The organism is Spongiibacter marinus (genome assembly GCF_016906995.1).
GTDB lineage: Bacteria > Pseudomonadota > Gammaproteobacteria > Pseudomonadales > Spongiibacteraceae > Spongiibacter > Spongiibacter marinus.
Genome location: NZ_JAFBBD010000003.1, coordinates 76,558 through 98,297, shown reverse-complemented (window position 1 = coordinate 98,297; position 21,740 = coordinate 76,558). Strand labels below are relative to the sequence as shown.

The 21,740-nt window shown below is 55.3% G+C and carries 17 protein-coding genes; 13 read left to right on the top strand and 4 right to left on the bottom strand.

All coding sequences use genetic code 11. The annotated features are described in order from the left end of the window. Window position 1: 1 nt before the first annotated feature. Together HNR64_RS04985 and HNR64_RS04980 are read left to right on the top strand one after the other, a co-directional pair. Window positions 2-2,050 (top strand): MOSC N-terminal beta barrel domain-containing protein, encoded by a 2,049-nt coding sequence (locus HNR64_RS04985; RefSeq protein ID WP_204995456.1) that lies wholly within the window; start codon window positions 2-4, stop codon window positions 2,048-2,050. A 121-nt stretch (window positions 2,051-2,171) separates the two neighbouring features. Continuing rightward, the gene (locus tag HNR64_RS04980; RefSeq protein ID WP_204995454.1) at window positions 2,172-2,816 is read left to right on the top strand and encodes an SOS response-associated peptidase; all 645 of its coding nucleotides are present in this window, start codon (window positions 2,172-2,174) and stop codon (window positions 2,814-2,816) included. 12 nt (window positions 2,817-2,828) lie between these two features. Here the strand turns inward: HNR64_RS04980 and HNR64_RS04975 are convergent, their stop codons facing one another. Together HNR64_RS04975 and HNR64_RS04970 are read right to left on the bottom strand one after the other, a co-directional pair. Then, window positions 2,829-5,117: an ATP-dependent DNA helicase gene (locus HNR64_RS04975; protein ID WP_204995452.1), complete on the bottom strand. Its 2,289-nt coding sequence runs from the start codon at window positions 5,115-5,117 to the stop codon at window positions 2,829-2,831. Next, window positions 5,114-6,805: a VRR-NUC domain-containing protein gene (locus HNR64_RS04970; protein WP_204995450.1), complete on the bottom strand. Its 1,692-nt coding sequence runs from the start codon at window positions 6,803-6,805 to the stop codon at window positions 5,114-5,116. Before HNR64_RS04970 ends, HNR64_RS04975 begins: the two co-directional genes overlap by 4 nt. A gap of 299 nt (window positions 6,806-7,104) precedes the next feature. On the opposite strand from HNR64_RS04970, the gene HNR64_RS04965 reads away from it, so the two are divergent. The 8 genes from HNR64_RS04965 to HNR64_RS04930 all read left to right on the top strand — a co-directional run bounded on the left by HNR64_RS04965 (window position 7,105) and on the right by HNR64_RS04930 (window position 15,110). After that, window positions 7,105-8,376, top strand: coding sequence for an ABC1 kinase family protein (locus HNR64_RS04965; protein WP_204995447.1), 1,272 nt, complete (start codon window positions 7,105-7,107; stop codon window positions 8,374-8,376). Between the two features lie 75 nt (window positions 8,377-8,451). Then, window positions 8,452-9,126, top strand: a complete 675-nt coding sequence (locus HNR64_RS04960) for a porin family protein (RefSeq protein ID WP_204995445.1) — start codon at window positions 8,452-8,454, stop codon at window positions 9,124-9,126. A 164-nt stretch (window positions 9,127-9,290) separates the two neighbouring features. Beyond that, the gene (locus HNR64_RS04955; protein WP_027872564.1) at window positions 9,291-9,797 is read left to right on the top strand and encodes a (2Fe-2S)-binding protein; all 507 of its coding nucleotides are present in this window, start codon (window positions 9,291-9,293) and stop codon (window positions 9,795-9,797) included. Then, entirely contained in the window at window positions 9,794-11,956 is a 2,163-nt protein-coding gene (locus HNR64_RS04950; RefSeq protein ID WP_204995443.1) for a xanthine dehydrogenase family protein molybdopterin-binding subunit, read from the top strand. Before HNR64_RS04955 ends, HNR64_RS04950 begins: the two co-directional genes overlap by 4 nt. Window positions 11,957-12,071: 115 nt before the next feature. Continuing rightward, a complete protein-coding gene (locus HNR64_RS04945) occupies window positions 12,072-13,175 on the top strand; it encodes an MBL fold metallo-hydrolase (protein WP_204995441.1) in 1,104 nt (367 codons plus the stop codon). 2 nt (window positions 13,176-13,177) lie between these two features. Next, window positions 13,178-13,597 (top strand): HIT family protein, encoded by a 420-nt coding sequence (locus HNR64_RS04940; protein ID WP_204995439.1) that lies wholly within the window; start codon window positions 13,178-13,180, stop codon window positions 13,595-13,597. A gap of 96 nt (window positions 13,598-13,693) precedes the next feature. After that, a complete protein-coding gene (locus tag HNR64_RS04935; RefSeq protein WP_204995437.1) occupies window positions 13,694-14,563 on the top strand; it encodes an amidohydrolase family protein in 870 nt (289 codons plus the stop codon). A 103-nt stretch (window positions 14,564-14,666) separates the two neighbouring features. Beyond that, window positions 14,667-15,110: a nuclear transport factor 2 family protein gene (locus tag HNR64_RS04930; RefSeq protein WP_027872560.1), complete on the top strand. Its 444-nt coding sequence runs from the start codon at window positions 14,667-14,669 to the stop codon at window positions 15,108-15,110. Between the two features lie 9 nt (window positions 15,111-15,119). Here the strand turns inward: HNR64_RS04930 and HNR64_RS04925 are convergent, their stop codons facing one another. Then, window positions 15,120-16,970, bottom strand: a complete 1,851-nt coding sequence (locus HNR64_RS04925) for a cation:proton antiporter (RefSeq protein WP_027872559.1) — start codon at window positions 16,968-16,970, stop codon at window positions 15,120-15,122. Between the two features lie 135 nt (window positions 16,971-17,105). On the opposite strand from HNR64_RS04925, the gene HNR64_RS04920 reads away from it, so the two are divergent. Both HNR64_RS04920 and rdgC read left to right on the top strand, forming a co-directional pair. Then, entirely contained in the window at window positions 17,106-18,731 is a 1,626-nt protein-coding gene (locus HNR64_RS04920) for a hypothetical protein (RefSeq protein WP_204995435.1), read from the top strand. A gap of 81 nt (window positions 18,732-18,812) precedes the next feature. Continuing rightward, on the top strand, window positions 18,813-19,730 hold the full coding sequence (gene rdgC / locus HNR64_RS04915) for a recombination-associated protein RdgC (protein WP_204995433.1): 918 nt from the start codon (window positions 18,813-18,815) through the stop codon (window positions 19,728-19,730). A gap of 50 nt (window positions 19,731-19,780) precedes the next feature. On the opposite strand, the gene HNR64_RS04910 is transcribed toward rdgC, so the two are convergent. Then, window positions 19,781-20,275 carry a TIGR00645 family protein gene (locus HNR64_RS04910; RefSeq protein WP_027872556.1) on the bottom strand — a complete coding sequence of 165 codons (495 nt, stop codon included), beginning with the start codon at window positions 20,273-20,275 and terminating at the stop codon, window positions 19,781-19,783. A 507-nt stretch (window positions 20,276-20,782) separates the two neighbouring features. Here HNR64_RS04910 and HNR64_RS04905 point away from each other — a divergent pair. Next, window positions 20,783-21,661, top strand: a complete 879-nt coding sequence (locus HNR64_RS04905; RefSeq protein WP_204995431.1) for a LysR family transcriptional regulator — start codon at window positions 20,783-20,785, stop codon at window positions 21,659-21,661. Window positions 21,662-21,740 lie beyond the last annotated feature (79 nt).

Sequence of the window (21,740 nt, the reverse complement as noted above, 5' to 3'; positions counted from 1 at the left end):
AATGCATGTAGGCACCATTAAGGAAATATGGCGTTTTCCTGTAAAGTCGATGGGTGGTGAGCGCATCAGCGCAGCCAACATTGACTATGCGGGCTTTGCAGATGATCGCACCTGGGCGGTCCGCGATGACGAGACCAATGAGATTGCCACTGCTCGGCGTATTCCCAAGCTAATGATGCTAAAGGCCCGCTATCTCACTGAGCCGACCACCGGTTTTGGCCCAGTGGCGGCGTCGCGGGTAGAGATCGAATTTCCAGATGGGCGCCGCGTGAGCTCTGATGATCCCTATGCATCGGCGATTTTGTCGATGTATCTCGGCAAACGCGTAACCTTGATACCGCGACCGGCTGCGCGAGATAAGGCTGCCTACCGCCTGACTCAGCCGATGAGCCCGCGAGAAATCCGCTATATATTGGGCATGGCAGCGGATGACCCAGACCCGGATTTTTCTTGGTTTTCGCTCAAAGTACTCACCAATTTGTCTAAGTACACAACGCCGCCAGGTGCGCTCTACGATGTCTATCCGCTGCATTTCATCACAACTGCCGCGCTGGATAGCATGAATGCCATTTACCCTGAGGGAAATTTTTGCCCCCAGCGCTACCGGCCGAGTTTTGTTATCGAAACTAACCCCGAGCTAACGGGCATAGTGGAGAACAGCTGGCGCGGCCGTGACCTGCGTATCGGCGATGCCCTCATTCGCTGTAATCATCCGACTATCCGCTGTTCTATGCCCGGCACGCAGCAGCCCGGTATTCACCAAGACCCCAATGTTCCCCTCACGGTGATGCGGCATGCCGGTCAGCACCTGGGGGCGTATGCGAGCCCGCGTAACCGCGCGGGGATTCAGCTCGGTGATAGCGTTGAGCTGGTCGACCAGGCAAGCACAAAACTTTACGTCTGGGTTGATGACGTTGGGCGTCGAGTCAAGTCGCAGGTCGTTAAGGCAGGGAATCGTATTGCCCAGTGGCAGGAGCAGAAGCGCGACCCGTCGTCAGCGCTAAAATCGCCTTATCCCCGGGGATTCCGTCCTTTTACCCTGGTTAAACGGGAGCAGGAATCCAGCGATATTATCTCGCTGTGGTTTCAAGACCCGGAGCGCAGCGAGCTGCCGCGCTTTGTACCCGGTCAGCATATCGTGCTGGCCATACCGCAGCTTGATGGCGGCCTGGTTTATCGGCCCTACACGCTGTCCAGCCCCGGCCATCAATTGGACAGTTTTCGCATATCCGTGAAGCGCGAAGTCGGCTCGGTGAACGGTGAACCGGCGGTGGGCAGAGGCTCCGGCTGGCTGCATGATCAACTCGCCGTTGGTGACAGGGTGGCGATTAAAGATCCCAATGGGCAGTTTGGCGCCGTGCCGACAGATTCCCGACCGCTCGCGTTAATTAGTACCGGCATCGGTATTACGCCCATGCTGTCGATCCTGCAGAGTGTCGCCAAAGAAAACCCCGAACGGGATGTGCGCTTATTTCATGGCATTCGCGACCCGCAGGATTTTGCTTTCCAAGGTGCGCTCGAGGGGCTGAAGCAGCAGTTAGCCAATTTCCGCTTACAGCTTTTTGTGACGGGGCAGGGAGGTGAGCCGCCTGTTGGCAGCCATGCGGGTCGCATGACCCCTGAGCGAGTGTGCGCTGTACTGCCCGATGTCGACAAATATGACGTTCTGATCTGCGGAAAACCGGCATTCAGTAAGGCCTTCCACGACGGCTTGTTAGCGTGCGGAATCGCCGCAGGACGCCTGCACTTCGAGAGTTTCGGTGCTAGCCTTGGCGTCGATGACGGCGACCAAACCGCGTATCGCATCCACTTTAGCCAGAGCGAGCAAACAGTAAACTGGAACCCTGAACAGGAGAGTTTGCTTAGCTTTGCCGAAGAGCAGGGCATTGATGCCAATTCGGGCTGTCGCTACGGCGCCTGCCAGGCTTGCGAGTGTACCTTGCTTTCCGGTGAGGTCAGCTATCCCGATGATATTCAGCCGCCGGGAGGCAAAAACAAAATCCTACTTTGCTCAGCGAGGCCAAAGTCGGACTTAACGCTAGCGCTGTAAGTTGCCGTCAATGTAGGGTTGCGACGAGTAACGCTCTGGCTTGTTGTCGATTCCAACAAGCGTGTTTTAAGAATTGCGGCTGTGCTTGTCTGAGCGCAGCCGCGTTGTTTGGGTAGCTCTAATGTGTGGTCGCCTGTTTTTTGAACACAGTGCATCGGTTGAAATGTTAATCAGAGCACTGGGGTTTAATGACTTTAAAATGCCGTCGTTGCCCAATGTGGCACCTACTGAGGCCGTGCCTGTTGTACGTTTTCTAGAGGGGCAGTTGACGATCAGCCCTATGCGTTGGTGGTTGGTGCCAAGTTGGTCAGACGGGCCAAGCACGAAGTTTGCAATGTTCAACGCCCGGATCGAGTCGGTACAGACAAGCAGGGCCTACAAGGGGCCGCTCAAATACCGGCGTGGGATTGTTCCAGCGTCAGCATTCATGGAATGGCAGACGGTAGCGGGTAAGAAACAGCCCTATTATTTTACCGGTGACCCAAAGCCGCTGGCGCTAGCGGCTATCTGGGAGGAGAGGGGCGGGGAATTACTGTCGGTATCAGTGCTCACGCAGCCTGCCGATAGCAATTTTACCCGCTACCACCCGCGTATGCCGGTTATGCTATCGGGCGAGCAAATAAACCACTGGCTCGACCACCGGCTTGCGCCAAAAGACGTGCTGGCGGCTGTGTCTGGCGCAAGTGTTCCGCTGTTAGCCAGGACGGTTGATCCCCAGCTCAATAATGCCCGGCTGAAGGACTTTCCCGATTCTTTCACAGCGTAGTATTCATGGCGGTCAACGCAGGCCCCACCACTTGGGCAGTAATGCCCGGATTGCGGGCCGGCTAAAGCGATCATCGATTAACTCGATAACGCCGCGATCCTCCTCGGTGCGAATTAATCTCCCTGCCGCTTGTACCACTTTTTGTATGCCGGGGTAGAGGTAGGTGTAGTCATAACCGCGGCCGTAGCGCGCTTCAAGCCGTTGCCGGAGAACTTCGTACAGGTCGTTGTGGGGAGGAAGGCCGAGGGTGGCAACGAACACGCCGATCAGCCGTTCGCCCGGTAAATCTATGCCCTCGCCAAATACCCCGCCTAATACCGCGAACCCGACACTGGGGGTGGCATCGCTGGCTTCAGTGATAAAACTGTCTCTTTCAGTGGGAGGCATGCCTGGGCGTTGGCGCAATAGCCGCAATGTGGGGGCGTGCTCCCGAAGGTATTCAAACAGGGCGTTTAGGTAGTCAAAACTGCTGACATACACCAGGTAGTTGCCAGGGATTGCGGTCATTTGTTGCACGATACGGTCGCAAATTGGCGCGAGTGAGTGCTGGCGCTGCTGCTGACGCGTGTTGATTGAGGTGATGAGTCTCAGGTCTATTTGCTCGCGAGAAAATGGGCTCTCCACATCCTTAAAAACCGTATCGGCGGGCAGTCCCAGCAGGTCTTGGTGGTACTGAGGAGGGGACAGGGTGGCGGAGAACAACACGGTGCAGGCGGCGGCGTCAAAGCGAGGCCGCAAATGGTCGGCGGGAATAAGGTTGTCGATACACAGTTTGCCACTTCCCGGCTTCGCTTGAAGACTACCACTTACGGTTTCAAAGCTGAGCGTACACAGGGAGTGGTCTGCGAAGCTGTCAGCCAGGCGCAGAAAGGCGAGGGCGGTGAATAATACCTGTTGTACATCGGCGGCGGCTGGGTGGTCAGTGAGGTAGTCGGTAATGGCGGCAATGACACTGTACAGCGCGCTATTGAGCGCCTCTGGCACCTCGTCGAGATAGTATTGGTGGTGAAGTTCGAACTCGCTGTCCTCAAGATAGGGGCGAATCAACGCGGCCCAGGCGGTTTCCAACTCAGAGAGCGGTTTGAGTAGCGGTGCCGGAACCTTGCGCACGGTGTAAAGTAACTCGGCCTCGGAAAGCTCCATGCTGTACATGCCGCGGGCCCGGTCGATAAGGTTGTGGGCTTCGTCAACCACCGGCATTACTCGCCATAAATGTTGCTGGGCCAAGCTGTATAGGAGGGCGAATTGATCGAAATAATGATTCACATCGCCCACCACAATATCTGACCAGCGCGCCATTTCCTGGGCGAGAAAGTAGCGGCAAATGTCGTGCTCTGCGGCAATACGGCGCAGCGTTGTTTGGTCGAGACAGCGCGTCTGGGTCGCCTGCTGACGCGCTGCGCTAAGCCTGTCGAAAAAACCATTGGCCAGGGGGCAGGAATCGCCGTGACAGGCTTTGTCTGGATGGTCACAGCTGGCTTCTTTGGCAGAGAGCTCCACGAATCGCAGGGGCACTGTGGTGTCTTGGTGGTCGAGGATGCTGCGAAGGCCATCTAAGCCGAGCTGACGCCCGGTATTGCGATTACTTAGAAAAAACACGCGATCGAGATCACTGGCCGGCATAGCCTTTATCGCCGGGAATAAAACACCGACGGTTTTTCCGATACCGGTCGGCGCTTGGAGTAACAGTGGCGTGTCGCGCCTTGCGGCCTTGTACACGTTTTCGGACAGTGCCCGTTGGCCGGTGCGAAAGTCCGGGTAGGGGAAACGCAGTGCCGCGAGGGCCTCGTCCCGCGCGCGGCGGTGTGCGGTTTCACTTTCCGCCCAGTGCCGATAGCGGTCGCAAAGTGTGGTTAAAAACTGGGTCAGTAATGTGGCCTCGAAGGTTTGCGTGTCCTGCGTTTCCTGTTCGTCGCGGACTTCAAAGTAGGTGAGCCGCAGGTCGATATTGTCGCGTTTGACGCGCATGCACAGTAGAGCGCCGTACACTTTTAGCTGCGCCCAGTGTAAGGCTCGCCGCCCGGGTCCAATGCGATTGATATTTCCCCGATGCGTTTTAATTTCCTCCAGATAGCATTTGTCGGGGTTCGCGTAGTAGCCGTCTACGCGCCCGCTTATCGCGATGCCCGAGCACTCCCCGGTTAACCGGTATTCCGCGACATAGGGATCGGGCCGGCGTTGTTGAACGGTGAGGTGGCCGATAATGCCCTCATCGGCGCTCGGTGCGGGGGTGTAGCGAAACTCCAGGCTGCCGCTTCGCGCGGCAAATTCGCAGAGGTTGCGCACCGATACCTCGATCATGATTTGCTCTCCCAATCGACTTCTGCAACGGATACGGGCAAACCGGCCTGAAGCATGGTTTCAATCCACAGGCGCTGATGGTCTTGCAGGCGGTCGCCGGGGCCTTTGACTTCAATCAGTTGATAGCAGCATTGGGCGGTATCGAATATCACCAGATCCGGCATACCGCGCCGGTGGTGGCGAAGATCGCTGAGTAGGTGGCGGAAAACGATGCGCAAATGCTCGGCAGGAATACAGCGTAGCGCCGCTTGGACAAGCGCTTCGCTCATCGCTGGCCAGTGTATCAATGTGCAGGAAATACCGTGCTTGGCCCGCCAGATTTTCCATATTTCCTGCTGATAGGCCTTGGTTTCGAGCAAGCGTAAACGCTGGTCGATTAGTGTTTGCCGGCGAGTGACAAAATCGGCTCGAAACAAGTCGGCGGGGCCGGCCTGAAAAGGATGAAAGAAGGCGCCGGGCAGTGGTTCAAATAACACCGGCCAGAACAGCAATCCAAAAAGCCCAGTGAATAAGGTGTTTTCGCTATAGAAGCCGGTAAGCGCGCTATTTTCGGTTAGCGCGGTTAGCGTTGCAATTTCCACGCTGTGTTCAGATTTACGCAATAGCAGGGTCTGGCTGGGAATAGGCTGCACGCGGCGCGTCGGGCTGGGCTGACCGGCCTTGCGCCGAAGGCGATGTTGAATCCGTTGTAAGTGCAGTCGAGTTTCCGGGCGCTGCACGTTGTGAAGTGACGCATCCAAACGCGGTAGCAGTTGCTCGGGTAAGGGTGTGGATTTTTCCAACACGCGAAACTGCCTGACCAGTGCTTCTTCTAAGGGGTTGTCGCGGTAGAACTGTAGTGCGGTATCGATATCACCGCAGCGCTCAGCGTGATGGGCGAGCTGAAAGAGTAGTTTTTGTCGGCGGTGTTCCAGCCAGTTATTTGTGCTGGGGCCAGGCACCTGAAGCTCATTGACTGGAACGCCCTCTGCCAGGGCTGTTTGACAGTGGTAGATGTCGAGGTAATCGTCGACGTCATTGCGGTCTGAAAACGCGCGCGATTGTGGCGTGAAACTCACTGCCTCGTAGCGCTGATAGCCCAGCTCGGCGAGCACAAATTCCGACCAGTCTTGGTAGAGATTGCCGAAGAACATCAATCGAATTCGCTGCAATAGCGCGTCGCGAAGTAGGCTGATCGTGTTAATAGCGCCCTCGGGCCACCACTGCTGCATGGTTTGTGCGGAGTGATTGGCAACCAGGGTTTGCAGCGGCGCCAGCATCTCGCTTTTGCGCAGTGTTCGTGGGCAGTCAACGCCGCGGCTGGTCAGTAATTGCAGTAATTCCGCTCGGCGGCACAGCTTGTGAACGTCGTTGGCCGTTAATGTCGGGTTTAGCGCCACCCAGCCAGCGTCGACCAGTGGCCGTAGCGCGTCATCGATAGACGGAATCTCTCGATAGCGCAGCGCGTCGCCACGAAATAGTGTGCCACTGCGCATGCTTAGTCTGGCGAGTAATGCGCGGCTGTGCTTCGGTAGCGCGATAAACTGGTCGAGTATCGATCGTTCTGCCGTCTCCAATAAGTCACTGTGGTGGCTGCGTACCCAGTGAATAACCGTTTCCAGATTCGCCAGGTAGTACAGCGGATCGTTCAGCGAGGCGCGCTGAATTTCTGCGTTGTGATGGCGTTTATCCGAGGGCGTTGTTTTCATAGAGGGTGTTTGTGAATGAAGCAGGGGTCTTAGCAGTTAGAGGAAAGCGACTGGCGATACTGCGTCGATCGGTCTTCGCTCATCATACATTTTGTACTGTACGGGTGTACAGTGATCGGCCGGGGCGGGCGGGAATGCAGCCGCGCGCCTGTGGGGCGATTAAATAAACCGTAATCCAAATACGCGCTGTAACATCGTATACCGTAACAGATGGCTCAGTAGTGATGTGATCAACCGCCGTGGCGGGTGAATTTCATCGGCGTTGGGATATCGCCAACCTATATCGGAGGGAAATGGCATTGCCGAATTCTACAAAGCGCGGGCGGCGCATCCTGGCGGCGGGGGCGCGTACCTTAGGGCGCGGCATAGTGCGCACCGTTACCCGATCAGATGCGGGGGCACACTGGGCGCGAGTAGGGGGCGACTGGTACGAAACCCTGGGGGAGCTTAAAGGCGCGGCAATGAAACTTGGCCAGCTAGCATCCCAGTATCACGATGTGCTGCCGCCCGAGTTGTCTAAGCAGTTGGCGCGACTGCAGGCCGACGCCGCGCCGTTGCCCTGGGAGCGCATCCGCGAAGTGCTTGATGGACAGTGGTCAGCACATCAGTGGCAACTGATTGCAGAGATTGAACACGCGCCACTGGCCAGTGCCTCGATTGGTCAGGTGCATGTGGCAACACTTCGTGACGGGCGAAAGGTGGCGGTAAAAGTACGCTACCCCAGTGTTGCTGCGGCGATGGACGCTGATATTAGTAATCTCGGCAGAATGCTACGGATGGCGGGCATTTTGCCCTTTGATGGCGACAGCCTGAAGGCCGTGTTGGAAGAGGTTCGCGAGCGGATGGCCGAGGAGATGGATTACCAGCGCGAGCGAGAACATTTAGAAATTTTTGCCGGCTTGCCAAATCGCGATGGCATCATCGTTCCCGATGTCGTCACTGAGCTCTGCAGTCCATCGGTGGTAGTGACGGAGTTTGTCAGCGGTAGCGGCATCGAGGTGGCGCAACGCTGGCCTCAGGCTGTGCGCGATCGCATCGGTGAGCGCTATGTCGACTGGATGGTGGCGCAGATATTTGATCACGGTATTGTCCACGCCGATCCGCACCCCGGTAACTACAGTTTCCGCGAAGACGGCAGCATTGTTGTTTTCGATTTTGGTTGCGTGAAGCGCGTTAATGGCAAAGACCAACGGCTGATTGCCGAGCAAGTGCGTGCGGTGGTTGAGCGCAACATGGCGGCGCTGCATCAATCGCTGGGTGAGATGGGAAGTTTGGCCAAGCCGGGCCGTCAGCCCTCTGCTGGCCTGGAGCGCGCATACACGGAAAGCACCGAGTTTTTGCATGAGCGGATGATTGTAGAGCCGCCATTCGATTTCGCAGATCCGAGTTTTATTACCGACGCCCGGGCGATCGCGCGGCGCGCACTGCCGGTGTGGGGGCAATTTAAGCCGGTTCCTGACCTGGCCTTCGTCGCTCGTTCTCTCAGTGGCGGCTACTGGTTGCTGCGCAGGCTGGAAGCGCAAGTCGATTTACGTGAGCGCATTGTGGAAATTGCAAAACGGCACCACTAGCTAAGGTCGTTATTCAGGCTCGATTCAGGCTGAGCGCGCCACACTGGCTTCACTGTTCACTCTTGGAGTACTGCAATGAAGCCACAACTGATGGGCTGGGCGCTTTTACTTTCTACTACCTCAGGTGTTGCGACGGCCGGCCACGCTGGCGGGCATTATTCTTCTTATAGCCGCTCTCCCAATTTTTATTTATTCGGAGGCCTGGGAGCCTCTGAGTTCACCACCGATGCCGGTGATATTCGCTACAGTTTTGGCGACGGCTCACTGAGAGATATCGAGGTGGATAACCAGTCTACCGCTGGGCGTTTTGGATTTGGGGTTGTGCTCAGTGAGGCGCTGTCGCTGGAGTTGGGTTACGCGCATTTGGGTGAGCTCAGCGCCAGAGCGCAGTCCGACGGTAGCCAGGTGTTAAATAATGGCTATGCGCCGGGGCCGGTTGCGATCGATGGCGACATAGACGGTGCGTTTTTCGGTGTGCGCTTTCATACGCCGATGTCAGAACCGGCGTCGGCCTTTTTCCGAGCGGGGATGTATGGCTGGACAATGGAGGGCTGGGTCGACGACAGCGATCGCCGCGGCCAATTCACCCTTGAGGGTAGCGACCCCTATGTGGGCGTTGGCTTTATGATGGCGATCTCGCCCGCCGCTGCGGTATCGCTTTCCTATGACTACTATCCTCTAGAAGATGACCGCCGCTCCTTTGAGTCAGCAGCCGATGTGTTGTCACTGGATGTGGTGATGAGCTTCTAGGAAGTTACGGCTATGTAACTCGATAATAATGCATTTTCGCTGCATGTTCTGCGAATTATGAACAAGCTGTAATGGGGTTGTCAGCATCTTTTCTCCATAATCGTCGGTTATAAAAAATAGTCGTATGCTCGCTGCTGAGCATGCAGATCTAGTACGGAGAAAATATGACCAGTCTGGCATTTACGCTAAACGGTAAGGCCGTTGAACTTGATGTTGACCCGAGCACACCGCTGTTATGGGTCATTCGCGACGAGCTGGCAATGACCGGCACCAAATTCGGTTGCGGCATGGGGCTGTGCGGCGCATGCACGGTGCACTTAAACGGCAACCCTATTCGCAGCTGTAGCTTCCCTGTTCAGGGGGCCGTAGGCCAGGCAATCACCACGATTGAAGGCTTGGTTGACGAGCAGGGTGGCCTCCACCCGGTTCAGGAAGCGTGGATCGAGCACAATGTTCCCCAGTGTGGATATTGCCAGTCCGGTCAAATTATGTCGGCGGTGGCCTTGTTGGAAAGCAATCCGCAACCGAGCGATGCCGATATCGATGCGGCCATGTCCGGTAATATCTGCCGCTGCGGTACGTATTCAAAAATTCGCGCGGCGATTCACGCTGCAGCGGCGGGCGTGCAACATTATGACCCCCAGGCAAATAAAGCGGAGGTGGCGTCATGAGTATTCGTCGTCGCCGTTTTATCCAAGGTAGTGCCGCCGTCGGCGGGTCCCTGGTTCTGGGCGTTAATCTCACCGGTTGTGGGCCAACGCCGCTGCCGCATGCCGCGTCAGCAGACCTTCAACCCAATGCGTTTTTGCAGCTGAGCCCCGACGGGCAGATAACCTTGCAGTTGCACAAATCGGAAATGGGTCAGGGAACCTACACAGGAATGGCGACGATGGCCGCCGAAGAGCTGAACATGCCGCCAAACATGCTGTATATCGAACAAGCTCAATTCCACCCGGATTTTATCGACCCCGATTTCTACGTAATGCTTACCGGTGGCAGCTCATCGATTCGCACCAGTTTTGAGCCCTTGCGTAAAGCTGCCGCCAGCCTTGCGTATTTGCTGCGCAGCGCCGCGGCGGAGCAGGCGGGCGTGGATATTGCGACAGTGATGTTGCGCGATGGAAATGTTTATATCGGTGATTTAGAGGTTAAGCCGGCCAGCCTGATTGATCGAGCTCGTCAACAAGAATTACCCGAGGAGGTGCCGCTCAAAGCCGCGCGCGACTACCGTTTTATTGGCAAGCACAATGCGCGCTTAGACGCTCGGGCAAAAGTGACAGGGCAGGCCGACTTCGGACTTGATGCCCAGTATCCTGGTGCGCTGAGCGCCGTGCTGGTGCGCTGTCCACATTTTGGCGGCAGCTTAAAAAGCTTTGATGCCAGCGCTGCCTTGTCCAGCCCCGGTGTCGAGCAGGTGCTTGAAGTCGACGGTGCCGTGGCGGTATTGGCCGGTAATTATTGGCAAGCGCGCCAGGCGGCAAACAAAATCAGTGTTGAGTGGAACAAGGGGCCACTGGCTGGTGTGAGTAGCAGAGCACTGCGCGCCCAGCGTCACGAGCTGGCAAAGACTGAAGAAGGCAAACAAGTTGAAGAGGTCGGTGAGGCAAGTGCCGCGGTAGGGGAGCGCTTTGAAGCTTTCTACGACGTGCCACTGTTGGCACACGCCACGATGGAGCCGATGAACGCGCTGGCCGTTGCCAGTGACGATGGCATAGAAATCTGGTCTGGTATGCAGGGTGTGCAACTGGCGCTCGATGCGGTAGAGCGTGCCACCGGAATTGAGCGTTCACGGATTCGCCTGCATAACCACTTTCTGGGCGGTGGCTTCGGGCGACGCATTCAGAACGACTATGTGGTTGAAGCAGCACGTATTGCCCAACTCTCTGGCAAGCCTGTGCGACTGGTATGGAGCCGTGAGGACGACACTCGCCACGATTTTTATCGCCCCAACTCTACGGCATTGATGGCCGCGACCATCGATGGCGACAGCGTAAGCAGCGTGCAGATCAAAGCGGTGGCGCCGAGTATTTTCGGTCAGTTTTTACCGGTGATGACCCGCAGTTTGTTACCGAGCTGGTTGCCATCGGGTGTACACGACGGTATTGGTAGCATGGCGGCGGGCTCAGACCCTGCGGCAACAGAAGGCTTGATTCACACGCCCTACAACTTTGCTTACAAGCGCAGTAACTACGTGATGCAGGACGTGTCTGCGCCGCTGGGTTACTGGCGCTCAGTGGGCCATTCGCAGAATGCGTTCTTTATGGAAGGCTTTATCGACGAACTGGCTCACCAAACCAACAAAAATCCGCTGGATTTTCGTCTGGCCAATATGGATCCGGAGTCTCGCCACTTTGCGGTGTTGAGTAAGGCCGCTGAACTGGCTGATTGGGGTAACCCGCCTGCCGGTCAGTATCAGGGCTTAGCGGTGCATGAATCCTTTGGCAGTGTGGTGGCAGAGGTGGTGAATGTGTCAGCTGACGGTGGGCGCATTCGGGTGCACAAGGTGACGTGTGTTGTTGACTGCGGTCAAGTGATTAACCCGGATATCGTCGTTGGGCAGATGCAAAGCGGCATTAACTTTGGTTTGACGGCGGCCCTGAAAGGCGAAATCACCCTTGAGGATGGCGCTGTCCAGCAGAGTAACTTCCACGATTATCAGTTGCTGCGGATTAACGAATCCCCAGAAATTGACGTTCATATACTGCCGAGTACCAACCCGCCCAGCGGCGTCGGTGAGCCAGGTACGCCACCCGTGGCACCGGCGCTGGCCAATGCCATTTTTGCGGCGACCGGGCAGCGTCTGCGCGAGCTTCCTTTGCGTTTGAGCTAAGTCTGCACTGAGGTTAAACCGCCGCCGCTTTGGCGGCGTGTTTAGCTGCATCTTCGCCAATCTTCTGCCAAACTGGTGTTTTTGCCTCTCTTCACGGCAACGATGGACCGTATCTATGAGTTCCGAATCCCAAAACCCTATTCGTTATCCCTTCTCTCAGGCGCCTGCTAAAGGGGAGTGGATTGAAGTTGCGCCCGGCGTCTTTTGGTTGCAGATGGCGCTGCCCATGGCCTTGGATCACATTAATTTATATGTGCTGGACGACGGCGACGGTTGGTATATCGTCGATACCGGCATGAAAACAGGGGATACCCAGGAGCGCTGGCAGTTATTGTTCGACGGCCCGATGGCGGGCAAGCCGCTCAAGGGGGTTATCTGTACCCATATGCACCCCGATCATATTGGTCAGGCGGGTTGGCTTTGCCGCGAGCACCGCGTGCCCCTGTATATGAGCTTTGGCGAATATATCAGCTCGCGCGTGTTTAGCTCGATGGGGCAGGGTGATCTGGAATGGACCACTGAGCGCTATTTTCAGAACGCCGGCATTCCCGCAGACGTCATAGAGAAAATGCGCAATAAATTCCGCGGCTTCGGCAATATCGTTGAGCCAATGCCCAAGGCCTACCAGCGTCTGAGAGACGGTCAAACGCTGAAGATTGGTGGCCGACGATGGCAGGTAATGACAGGCAGCGGGCATTCGCCGGAGCACGTCAGTCTGTTTTCTGCCGACGATAAACTGTTGCTTTCCGGCGACCAAATTATTCCGCGCATCACGTCAAATGTTAGCGTGATGCCCAGCGAGCCAGAGGCCAACCCCCTCGCAGACTGGTTTGCCGCCCTCACGCGCTTTCGTGAAGCATTGCCTGCCGATACCTTGGTGATGCCGGCCCACAATGCACCGTTCTACGGCGTGCATTACCGCTTGGAGTATTTGATTGATCATCACAAGGGGCACTTGGCGGCTGTGGAGAAGGCCTGTGAACAGCCCAAATGTGCCATTGAGCTTTTCGATGTTCTGTTCGCGCGCAAGGTCGAGATGAGCCAATTAACGCTGGCCCTCGGTGAGTCCATTGCCCACCTGCATTACTTGTATTACCAGGGGCGCTTACAGCGTCATCTGGACGAGCAAGGCGTTTATCGCTACAGCAGTTTAGACCCGGATGGCAGCCCTTACTCGCGCTGCCCGCATCAGCCCGATGATGGCCCGATGGAGGTATAGAAATGAGCGATTGTATTTTTTGCCAAATTGTTGCGGGCCAACTTCCCTGTCACGAAGTGTATCGCGATGATCAGTTACTGTGTTTTATGGATATCGCACCGGCCAGTAATGGCCACTGCTTGATAATTCCGCATGAGCACCACGATGATATTTTCACCATGTCAGACACTTTGCTGGCGGCAGTAAACCAGTTCGCTGGACGCCTAGCGCCCATTTTAAAGGCGCACTGCCAAGCAGATGGCATTGGTGTTCATCAGCTAAACGGCGCCGCCGCTGGCCAAACGGTATTTCATTATCACATGCATTTGATTCCCGCCTATCCGGGGCAAAGCATTCAAATACACGGTCGCACCCAGGGTGACCCGCAGCAATTGGCTGATAACGCGGCGGCGTTACGTGAGGCGCTGGCCGCGGGTAATTGACCGATTTTGTGCATGGGCTGGCGTGTAATGCTATTGAGGGAAGGCCGGTCTGCGCAGAGAATGAAGGCACTTTAGGAATCATCGAGGAGCCAACCCATGCCAATACCCAGTGACATTAAGGTCGTGGACCTGATGCTGAGTGTGCCCGGGGAAGACAACAGCCAGTGGTACGAGTTTATGAAGCCGCTGCTGATGGACGAAGAAAGCCGGACCATGTTCAAAATGCCGGCGCAGTACATGTTCAAAGACATTCCCGACACCGGTAAAAAAGAAGACTATATTGCCTACACCATCGAACAGATGGACAAGCATAATATTGAGCGGGCAATGCTGGGCATTGACGACCACAACGAAGTGGCCAAAGAAGCCTACAAGCGTCATCCGGATCGCTTCTTTACCTCACTGGAAGTCAACCCGAACAATGGCATGGACGAAGTGCGTAAAATTGTGCGCTTCCACGAAGAGTACGGTATTAAAGCTGTAACTGGCTTTGCCTCGGGCTTGTGTCCGCAAGTGCCTTACAACGACAAAAAGTGGTATCCGATCTACGCCAAGCTGGTCGAGCTGGATATTCCATTCTGCCCATGTGTAGGGGTTCCCGGACCACGACTGCCCATGGCGCCGCAAAAGGTGGAACTGCTGGATGAGGTTTGCTGGTTCTTCCCCGAGCTGAAGGTTGTTATGCGTCACGGCGCCGAGCCATGGGAAAAATTGGCGTGGAAGCTTATGCTGAAATACCCAAACCTGTACTACATGACCAGCGCCTTCGCGCCGAAGCACTACCCACAAGAAATTGTGAACTTTGCCAATAGTCGCGGTGCTGACAAAGTCATGTACGCGGGTTACTTCCCGATGGGCCTGTCACTGGATCGTATTTTCCGCGATATGCCCAATGTGCCGTTCAAAGACGAAGTATGGCCGAAGTTCCTGAGTGAAAACGCACGCCGCGTGTTCAAGCTCGACTGATTCACCCGCTTGGGTCATGCGCGATAAAACGGCAGTCACTAGACTGCCGTTTTTCGTTGTACTGGCGTTATATTTTTAACGATAACAATAAGAGGGCATTGCCGTGAGCTTGAGCTTGCAAGAGATTTCTGACCGCCTTGAAATACAGGACCTGCTATTCCATTACGCCGATATTATCGACCGGCAGGCGGCCGACGAACTGCGTGACGTGTTCACGCCGGACGCGGCGATAGACTACAGCGCTTTTGGTGGCTCAGTGGGTGATGTGGAGACCACAATCGCGTTTTTGAAAGAAGCGCTGCCTGCCTTCAGTAATACCCAACACCTGAACGCGAACATTCAGATACGCGTTGACGGTGACCGCGCAACCGGGCGGGTAATGTGCTTTAACCCGATGGAAATGCCGCTGGGTGAAGAAAGCCAAGTATTTATGCTGGGCCTCTGGTACGTAGATGAATACCGCCGTGGCGACAATGGTTGGCAAATTTCCAGCCGCCGTGAAGAGCGCAGCTGGGTATTTAATGTGCCCGACTTTATGGGCTTGTAAAAGGCAGCCCTAGGCCGGAAGGTCCACAGGTGCGCCGCCGTCGCGCTTAGTACTGGTTACCACCTCGGGTTTAGTCGTCAGTTTCTTTGCATCCGGCGGCACGAAGCTGATCACTGTGTCGCCGTTTTGCAAGCGGCGACTGGATTTGCTCAACCACTCCAGCTTGCCACTTTCCGGAATTAGGGCCAGTTGCACTGCCTCGTCTGGCAGGCTACTGAGAAACTGGGACTCGTCGAAGCTCTCGGTGATACTGGTTTTACGAAAGCCCCAACCGCGAATGAGCCGGGTCCACATTTCGGCGTAGGAGACATTGCTTGAAAATGCGGTGATTCCGCGACGGGTCTCGGGGACTTGGTGTTTTTCGCGCTCGCTGCCACTGTCGTGGGGCTGAAAAACGCGGTGGCGTCCAATATGGGGGGCGTAGTGGTTACACACCATGGAGTTGTAATGGTTGTTACCTGTGGCCGCCAGCACGGTGTATATGTTGTCCAGCGCCATCGCTTCCTCTGCCATATCGGACAATACTTCGCCGAACCAGGTCTCAATACCGCGCTGACGGGCCGTTTGTAATCGCGCCCACTCGCTGTCGGCGATGATCACATCCTGCTTTAGGTTCTTCAGCTCCAGTGCGAGTTCTATGGCCCACGGTGAGGCGCCGACAATCAAGATGCGGCCTTTGCCCGGCGAGCCTAATTTCAGTAGGCGGGTGAGGGGCCCCAATGAGAAGCCGTGGGCAAGTACCGTCACAAATATCAACATAAAGACGGCGGGTACCAGATACTGAGCATCACTAAAGCCGGCATCGATCAACGCTGGTGAAAATGCACCTGCCGAGGCCGCCGCCACCACTCCGCGAGGGGCGATCCAGCCAATTAACAATCGGTCGCGCCAGTCGCCACCCGCGCCGATCGTTGCCAGGTACACCGCGAGAGGGCGCACCACAAACAGAAACGCCAGCACCATAAATATCAGCGGAGGGTGTATCGCGCGAATGGATTCCATGGTGAGTGAGGCGGTGAGGACCACGAACAAAAATGACACGAGTATCAGTGTTAAATACTCTTTAAAGCGCCGCATTTCATCCAGACTGCGCAGGCGCATATTGCCCATCACAATGCCCATCAGGGTTGTCGCCAGCAGGCCGGATTCGTGCTGCACCAAGTCCGCCAGAGCATATACCGCCAGTACCGACGCGATGATTACTGGCGCTTTCAAGTATTCCGGTATCCAGCCCTGACGAAAGCTCACTCCCAGGCCGTAGGCAATGCCGCCGCCCAATAGCAGCGATACACTGATGGCCAGGCCCAGACTGGTTAACACGTGGCCGATCGCTGGGCCTTCACCCGAGTACAGCAAGTACTGATAGACAAGCACCGCGAGCAGCACCCCGATGGGGTCGTTGATAATACCTTCCCACTTCAGGTAAGACGCGGTGCGCCGATTCAGTTTGGCGTGTTTTAACAGTGGCATGATTACCGTGGGGCCAGTGACCACTAAAATCGCCCCGAGTAGCGCCGAGACGCCCCAACTGAGCTGGCCAACCCAATGGGCGGCGGCGGTGCCCAGCAGCCACGCAAAAATCACCCCGAGGGACGTGAGTCGCCGCGTAACTTTTGCGGTTTCTCGCAATTCGTGGAACTGAAGGTTCAGTCCCCCCTCAAAGAGGATGATCGCTACAAACAGTGAGGTAACGGCTTTTAAACCGTCGCCAAAGTCGTCCAGCGGCGAGATCCAGCCGCTGAGTGGGCCAAGTATCAGGCCACCCGCAGCGAGTAGTACAATGGCCGGCAGGCGGAACCGCCACGCCAGCCATTGACAGAAAATACCTAAAACCAGAATGCTGACCAAAGTAAGGGTCATAAACCACCAAGATTAAAACTTACGTTACAGCCCGCCACATTGGCATGAAGCGAGGTAGACAGTAAAGACGCGACAGCGATCAACGTCTACGCACAAATACCGGGCTAGGATGACGCAGGGTAAAGAGATAATGAAATGAAATGTAGTTCCTTGGGTGTTTTTCGCAACAGCTTTTTAGCCAGTGTATTGCTCGTGTCGGCCTGTGCTCTGCCTACTCAGGAGCGCGTGCTGTTCGATGGTGATGCGGGCAGCGTGGTGTTTGAAGGCCGGATGAATGGCGACATGCCGCGCGAGGGGAAATTGGTGTTCAGCGCCAGTCGCAGCGAGTTTAGCGGCCGCTTTGACGATGCCGGCTTTCCAAAAGAAGGTGTGCTGACTCAGGTGTATTCTGATCGCTCCGGGGAGCCGCTTACACTCTCTTTGGATGGCCGGTTTCGGTATAACGCTAGCGAGCGGCAGTTACGCTTTCGCGGCGCTTTTGTTTTGAGCGATAGCAAACAACGCGTATTGGCTGAGTCAAACAAGAGCCAATGGGTGAGCCATTATCCGGCAGCGGTGTTTCGCATATCGCCGCCGTTGTTTGCCATGGATGGCAAACAACAGTATCGCCAGTATCGCCGCGATATCAGCCCCGCTAACGCCCCCCGCCGACTGTTGAGCATCTACCGTCCCGTGTCGGGGCCCTTCATTGTCAAAGCCAACTATCAAGACGGCCTGCCGCGCGGTGTTGCACAAATTCGCCGTGAACTCAGTAGCGGCCAGCGTTATGTTATTGAGCGCCAGTATTTTAACTATCAATTACCCGACCAGCGCAGTCACTACTTTTACTTTGAACCGGGCAGCTTTGAGCGGGTTAGCATTATCGGCGGTTGCGAAGCGCCAAACCTCACCGTCCCCCAGCAACTGATCAACGTCTATGCCTACGACTGCGACAGTGGTAATTTCTATGCATTGAGTGAAAGCCTGCCGGCCTCTGTGCTCAGTATTGCCAGCAGCCAGATCGATAACAGCGGCCGCTTCCACAAAGTACGTATCATGCACCACGGTAATACCTCAGAATTTGAGGTGGATGCCGAGGCCTTATTGCAGGGGGTATTGCGCCCCCACGGTCTGTATTTAGACTGGCATTATGGTCAATTGCGTGCCGCCCACCACGCACAGCACGGGCAAGCTGTTGGCGTAGGTATTGAGCAGCTTAGTGCTGGCGAGCCGCGTTTTATCAGCCACCGGCTCGAAGGCAGCGAGGGAAGCGCGCCATCTGAAAGTCAGCACGCCGCGCTCAATGGCCTAACAGCCAACGACGCTGAGCGCCTGGAGCAGATATTTAAAGCCAAGGGGGTAGGGAGTCTAAACACGCGCCGGGCGGAAGCGCTGAAATCTGCACTGGTGAAAGCCTATCAGCAACCAGCGGCGGATGCCGTCAAGCAATTGCCCGGCGCCTTGAGCCTTTATCAGCGCTGGCAGCAAGACTCTAATGCGCTGCTCTCACGTTGGCCTTGGGCATCGCGCCGCAGTGCGAAGGATATCTCAACACTGCGCCGTGCGTTGCTTGCCAAACACAAGCACTACAGCGAACAACTGGAAGCGCTGCATGCAGAGCAGGCGCTGCGCTTTTGCCGGAGTCAGGGTGAGAGCTTTGATGCATTGCGCTGGCAGTGCCGCCTACAGGCCGATGTGACCATTGCGCAGATATGCCAGCAGGCCTACGGTATTACCCGATGCGACGCAATGCAGGCCGAGTTTGGCGCCAATAGCCAGTAAGCTAGCGCTGGTGTCGGCGGCAAAAAACTCTACAATGGGCGGCCTTTTTGCCGCCTTTTTTATACTGGAATTATCGATTTTATGTGGTTTAAAAATCTGCTCGCCTACCGTTTTACCCGTCCCTTTAGCACCAGCCTGGAAGAACTTAATGAAAAGCTCAGTGCAGCGGCATTCCACCCCTGTTCGAGCCAGGAGCAGTCGAGCTATGGGTGGAGCAAGCCCCTAGGCGACGCCGGCAGCGAGTATCTGCACGCGGCAAACGGCTGCGTCATGTTGTGTGTTAAACAGCAGGAAAAAGTCTTGCCTGCCGCCGTGGTTAACGAAGTGCTCGATGAAAAAATTCGCGAAATTCAAGAAGCTGACGGGCGCAAGCCGGGCCGAAAAGAGCGAACGGATATGAAGGAAGAGATTGTTTTCGACCTGCTGCCGCGCGCTTTTTCGCGATCCAGAAAGCTGTACGCCTATATCGACATTGAAGCGGGCTTGCTGTTTGTCGACAGCGCCTCCCACAAAAAGGCCGAGGAGCTTCTCACCTTGTTGCGCGAGACCCTTGGCAGTTTGCCCGTTATTCCTCTGAAAGCTAAGAACACTGCTCAGCATTGTCTGACCGAATGGGTTGCTGGCGCAGCGCCAACCGGTTTTGAATTAGGCGGAGAGTGTGAATTGCGTGATCGCGCTGATGAAACGGCCGTCATTCGCGCCAAAAACCAAGACTTGTCCTCGGAGCAAATTCAAAGCCATTTGCAGTCTGGTATGTTTGTCAGCAAGTTGGCCATGACATGGACCGGCGGGATCGATTTCGTGGTTGATGATCAGCTGAGTATAAAGCGTATTGCGTTTGGTGACTTGATCCGTGAGCGCGCCGACGACATCAATGCCGATACCATGGCCGAGCAATTCGATGCAGACTTCAGCATTATGGCGGGCGAATTTGCGAAATTTATCCCGGCAGTCATTGCCGCCTTTGGCGGCGAAGAGGTGGAAGAGGGCGCCGCATAGTGCGCCATAGCATGCAGTAATGCGCTGATCATGCAGACCAGCGCATTGCCTTACTTGCCGCTGCGGGTGATCTTGTCCAAATAGCCCATCGCAAAAGCAGACACCACAAAGGTGATGTGCAGCAGCAAGTACCACATAATTTTGTCGTTATCGATCTGCTTGGCGTTCATGAATACCTTAAGCAGATGAATAGACGAAATCGCCACGATAGAAGCCGCGACCTTGTTCTTAAGTGAGCCCGCATCCAACTTGCCGAGCCAGCCAAGCTTATCGGCGTCATCATCGACATCCAGCTGGGAAACAAAATTTTCGTAACCGGAAAACATCACCATCACAATCAGGCCACCCACCAGGGCGATGTCGATTAACGACAGGGTGACGAGAATTAAATCTGCTTCCTTCATCGAAAGGATATGCGGGAACACATGGAAAATTTCCTGGAAAAATTTGATGCCAAGAGCAAGCAAGACCAGGCTGAGGCCGAGATAGATCGGCGCCATGATCCAGCGGGATGAATACATGAGTTTTTCAAACATTTTTTCCATGGCGGTAAAGACTCTGTGTAAAGATGTAGAGAGCGTGACAAGCGGCGGTTAACCGGGGCGGGATAATACCGCCCAGATTCACAGCACACAATTGTTTGTGGTCCGCGGTTGAGTACGGTTGATCATGCTGATGCCGAAATGGTGTGCAGGCAGTACTCATCGGCTCTGCTTTGCCTTAGGTGTGTGGCTTCGTGTTGATGACATGTGGCGATTATACATTCGGTTTGTTCTTGAGTGGCTCACACCTGTTTGCTGATATGACTAGGTGGTTACACGGTTGTATTTGGCTTCACCCACTTCGCCGCGCTAACGGCGGAAATGATAGTTTGGGCGGTTTGGATTTCGAATGGCACAGGAATGAGGGGTTTTCAGGCCATCCGTAATATAGGATGATCTCGCGTCTAACATTGAGATATTCTTGTCGCTGCCCTGCAATGTTTGTATCGATTAGCCTGCTGTATCGTTGAGTCGTATCGTATGCCCACGCCGCACCTGCCCTCACTTAACTTGATTCGTGTTTTCGAAGTCGCCGCGCGTCGATTAAGCTTTAAAGACGCGGCAAATGAACTGTTTGTGTCTCCCCCGGCTGTTAGCCACCAGATTAAGGCGCTAGAGGAAAATCTTGGTGTCACTTTGTTTCAACGAGAGAATCGTAAAATCTCTTTGACAGCGGAGGGCAAACGCTATTATTTGCATGTTAAACGCGGTTTAGACTTGATTGATACCGCTACACTGGCGGTGCGCAAAGAGCAAAAAAAGCGGCGCTTTGTTATCAATACTTTGCCAAATATCGCAACGCTATTACTTTTTCCCAATATCCACGAATTCCAAACCAAATATCCAGATCTGACAATTCAGATCGATTCCGATATTTCTCGTGTTGATCTAGAAAACTCGGAAACCACCGTCGCAATCCGTCACGAATGTGGTAATGAGCCAGAGCTTACCTATCATCCCCTGGTAGAAATCTCACTCACGCCTATCTGCACGCGTCGCTATCTCGCTGAGCACCCCGGCTTGGCAGAAGGCGACTTCACGGGTTGCCGGATCATCAAAATCGCCAACGACAGTTATCAATGGCCACGATGGCAAACGCAGTGGGGCCTGCTCTCGGATATTGCGAATGAGCTTGTAGTCAGCACGGTTCAGGCGAGTATCGAGGCCGTCAAGAGCAATATCGGCGTTGCAATGGGCTACCTGCCAACATCCTACCAATTCATGCGTAGTGATGATGAGCTAGTACTGCCAATGTCAGAAAAGGTGACGCGGCACGGGGAATGTTTTTTAACCTATAGCAACAACTATCGGGGCGATGGCGTCATTCAGGACTTCCAGCAGTGGGTGTCTGGCATCATCGCTAAAGAATGGTCGGATAAGATAATCTAACCTGACGGCGCTGAATTATTCATTTGTCAGCCCCGTATTCACAGGGGAAGATACTCGGCAATCGCAACGGAAAAGTGAT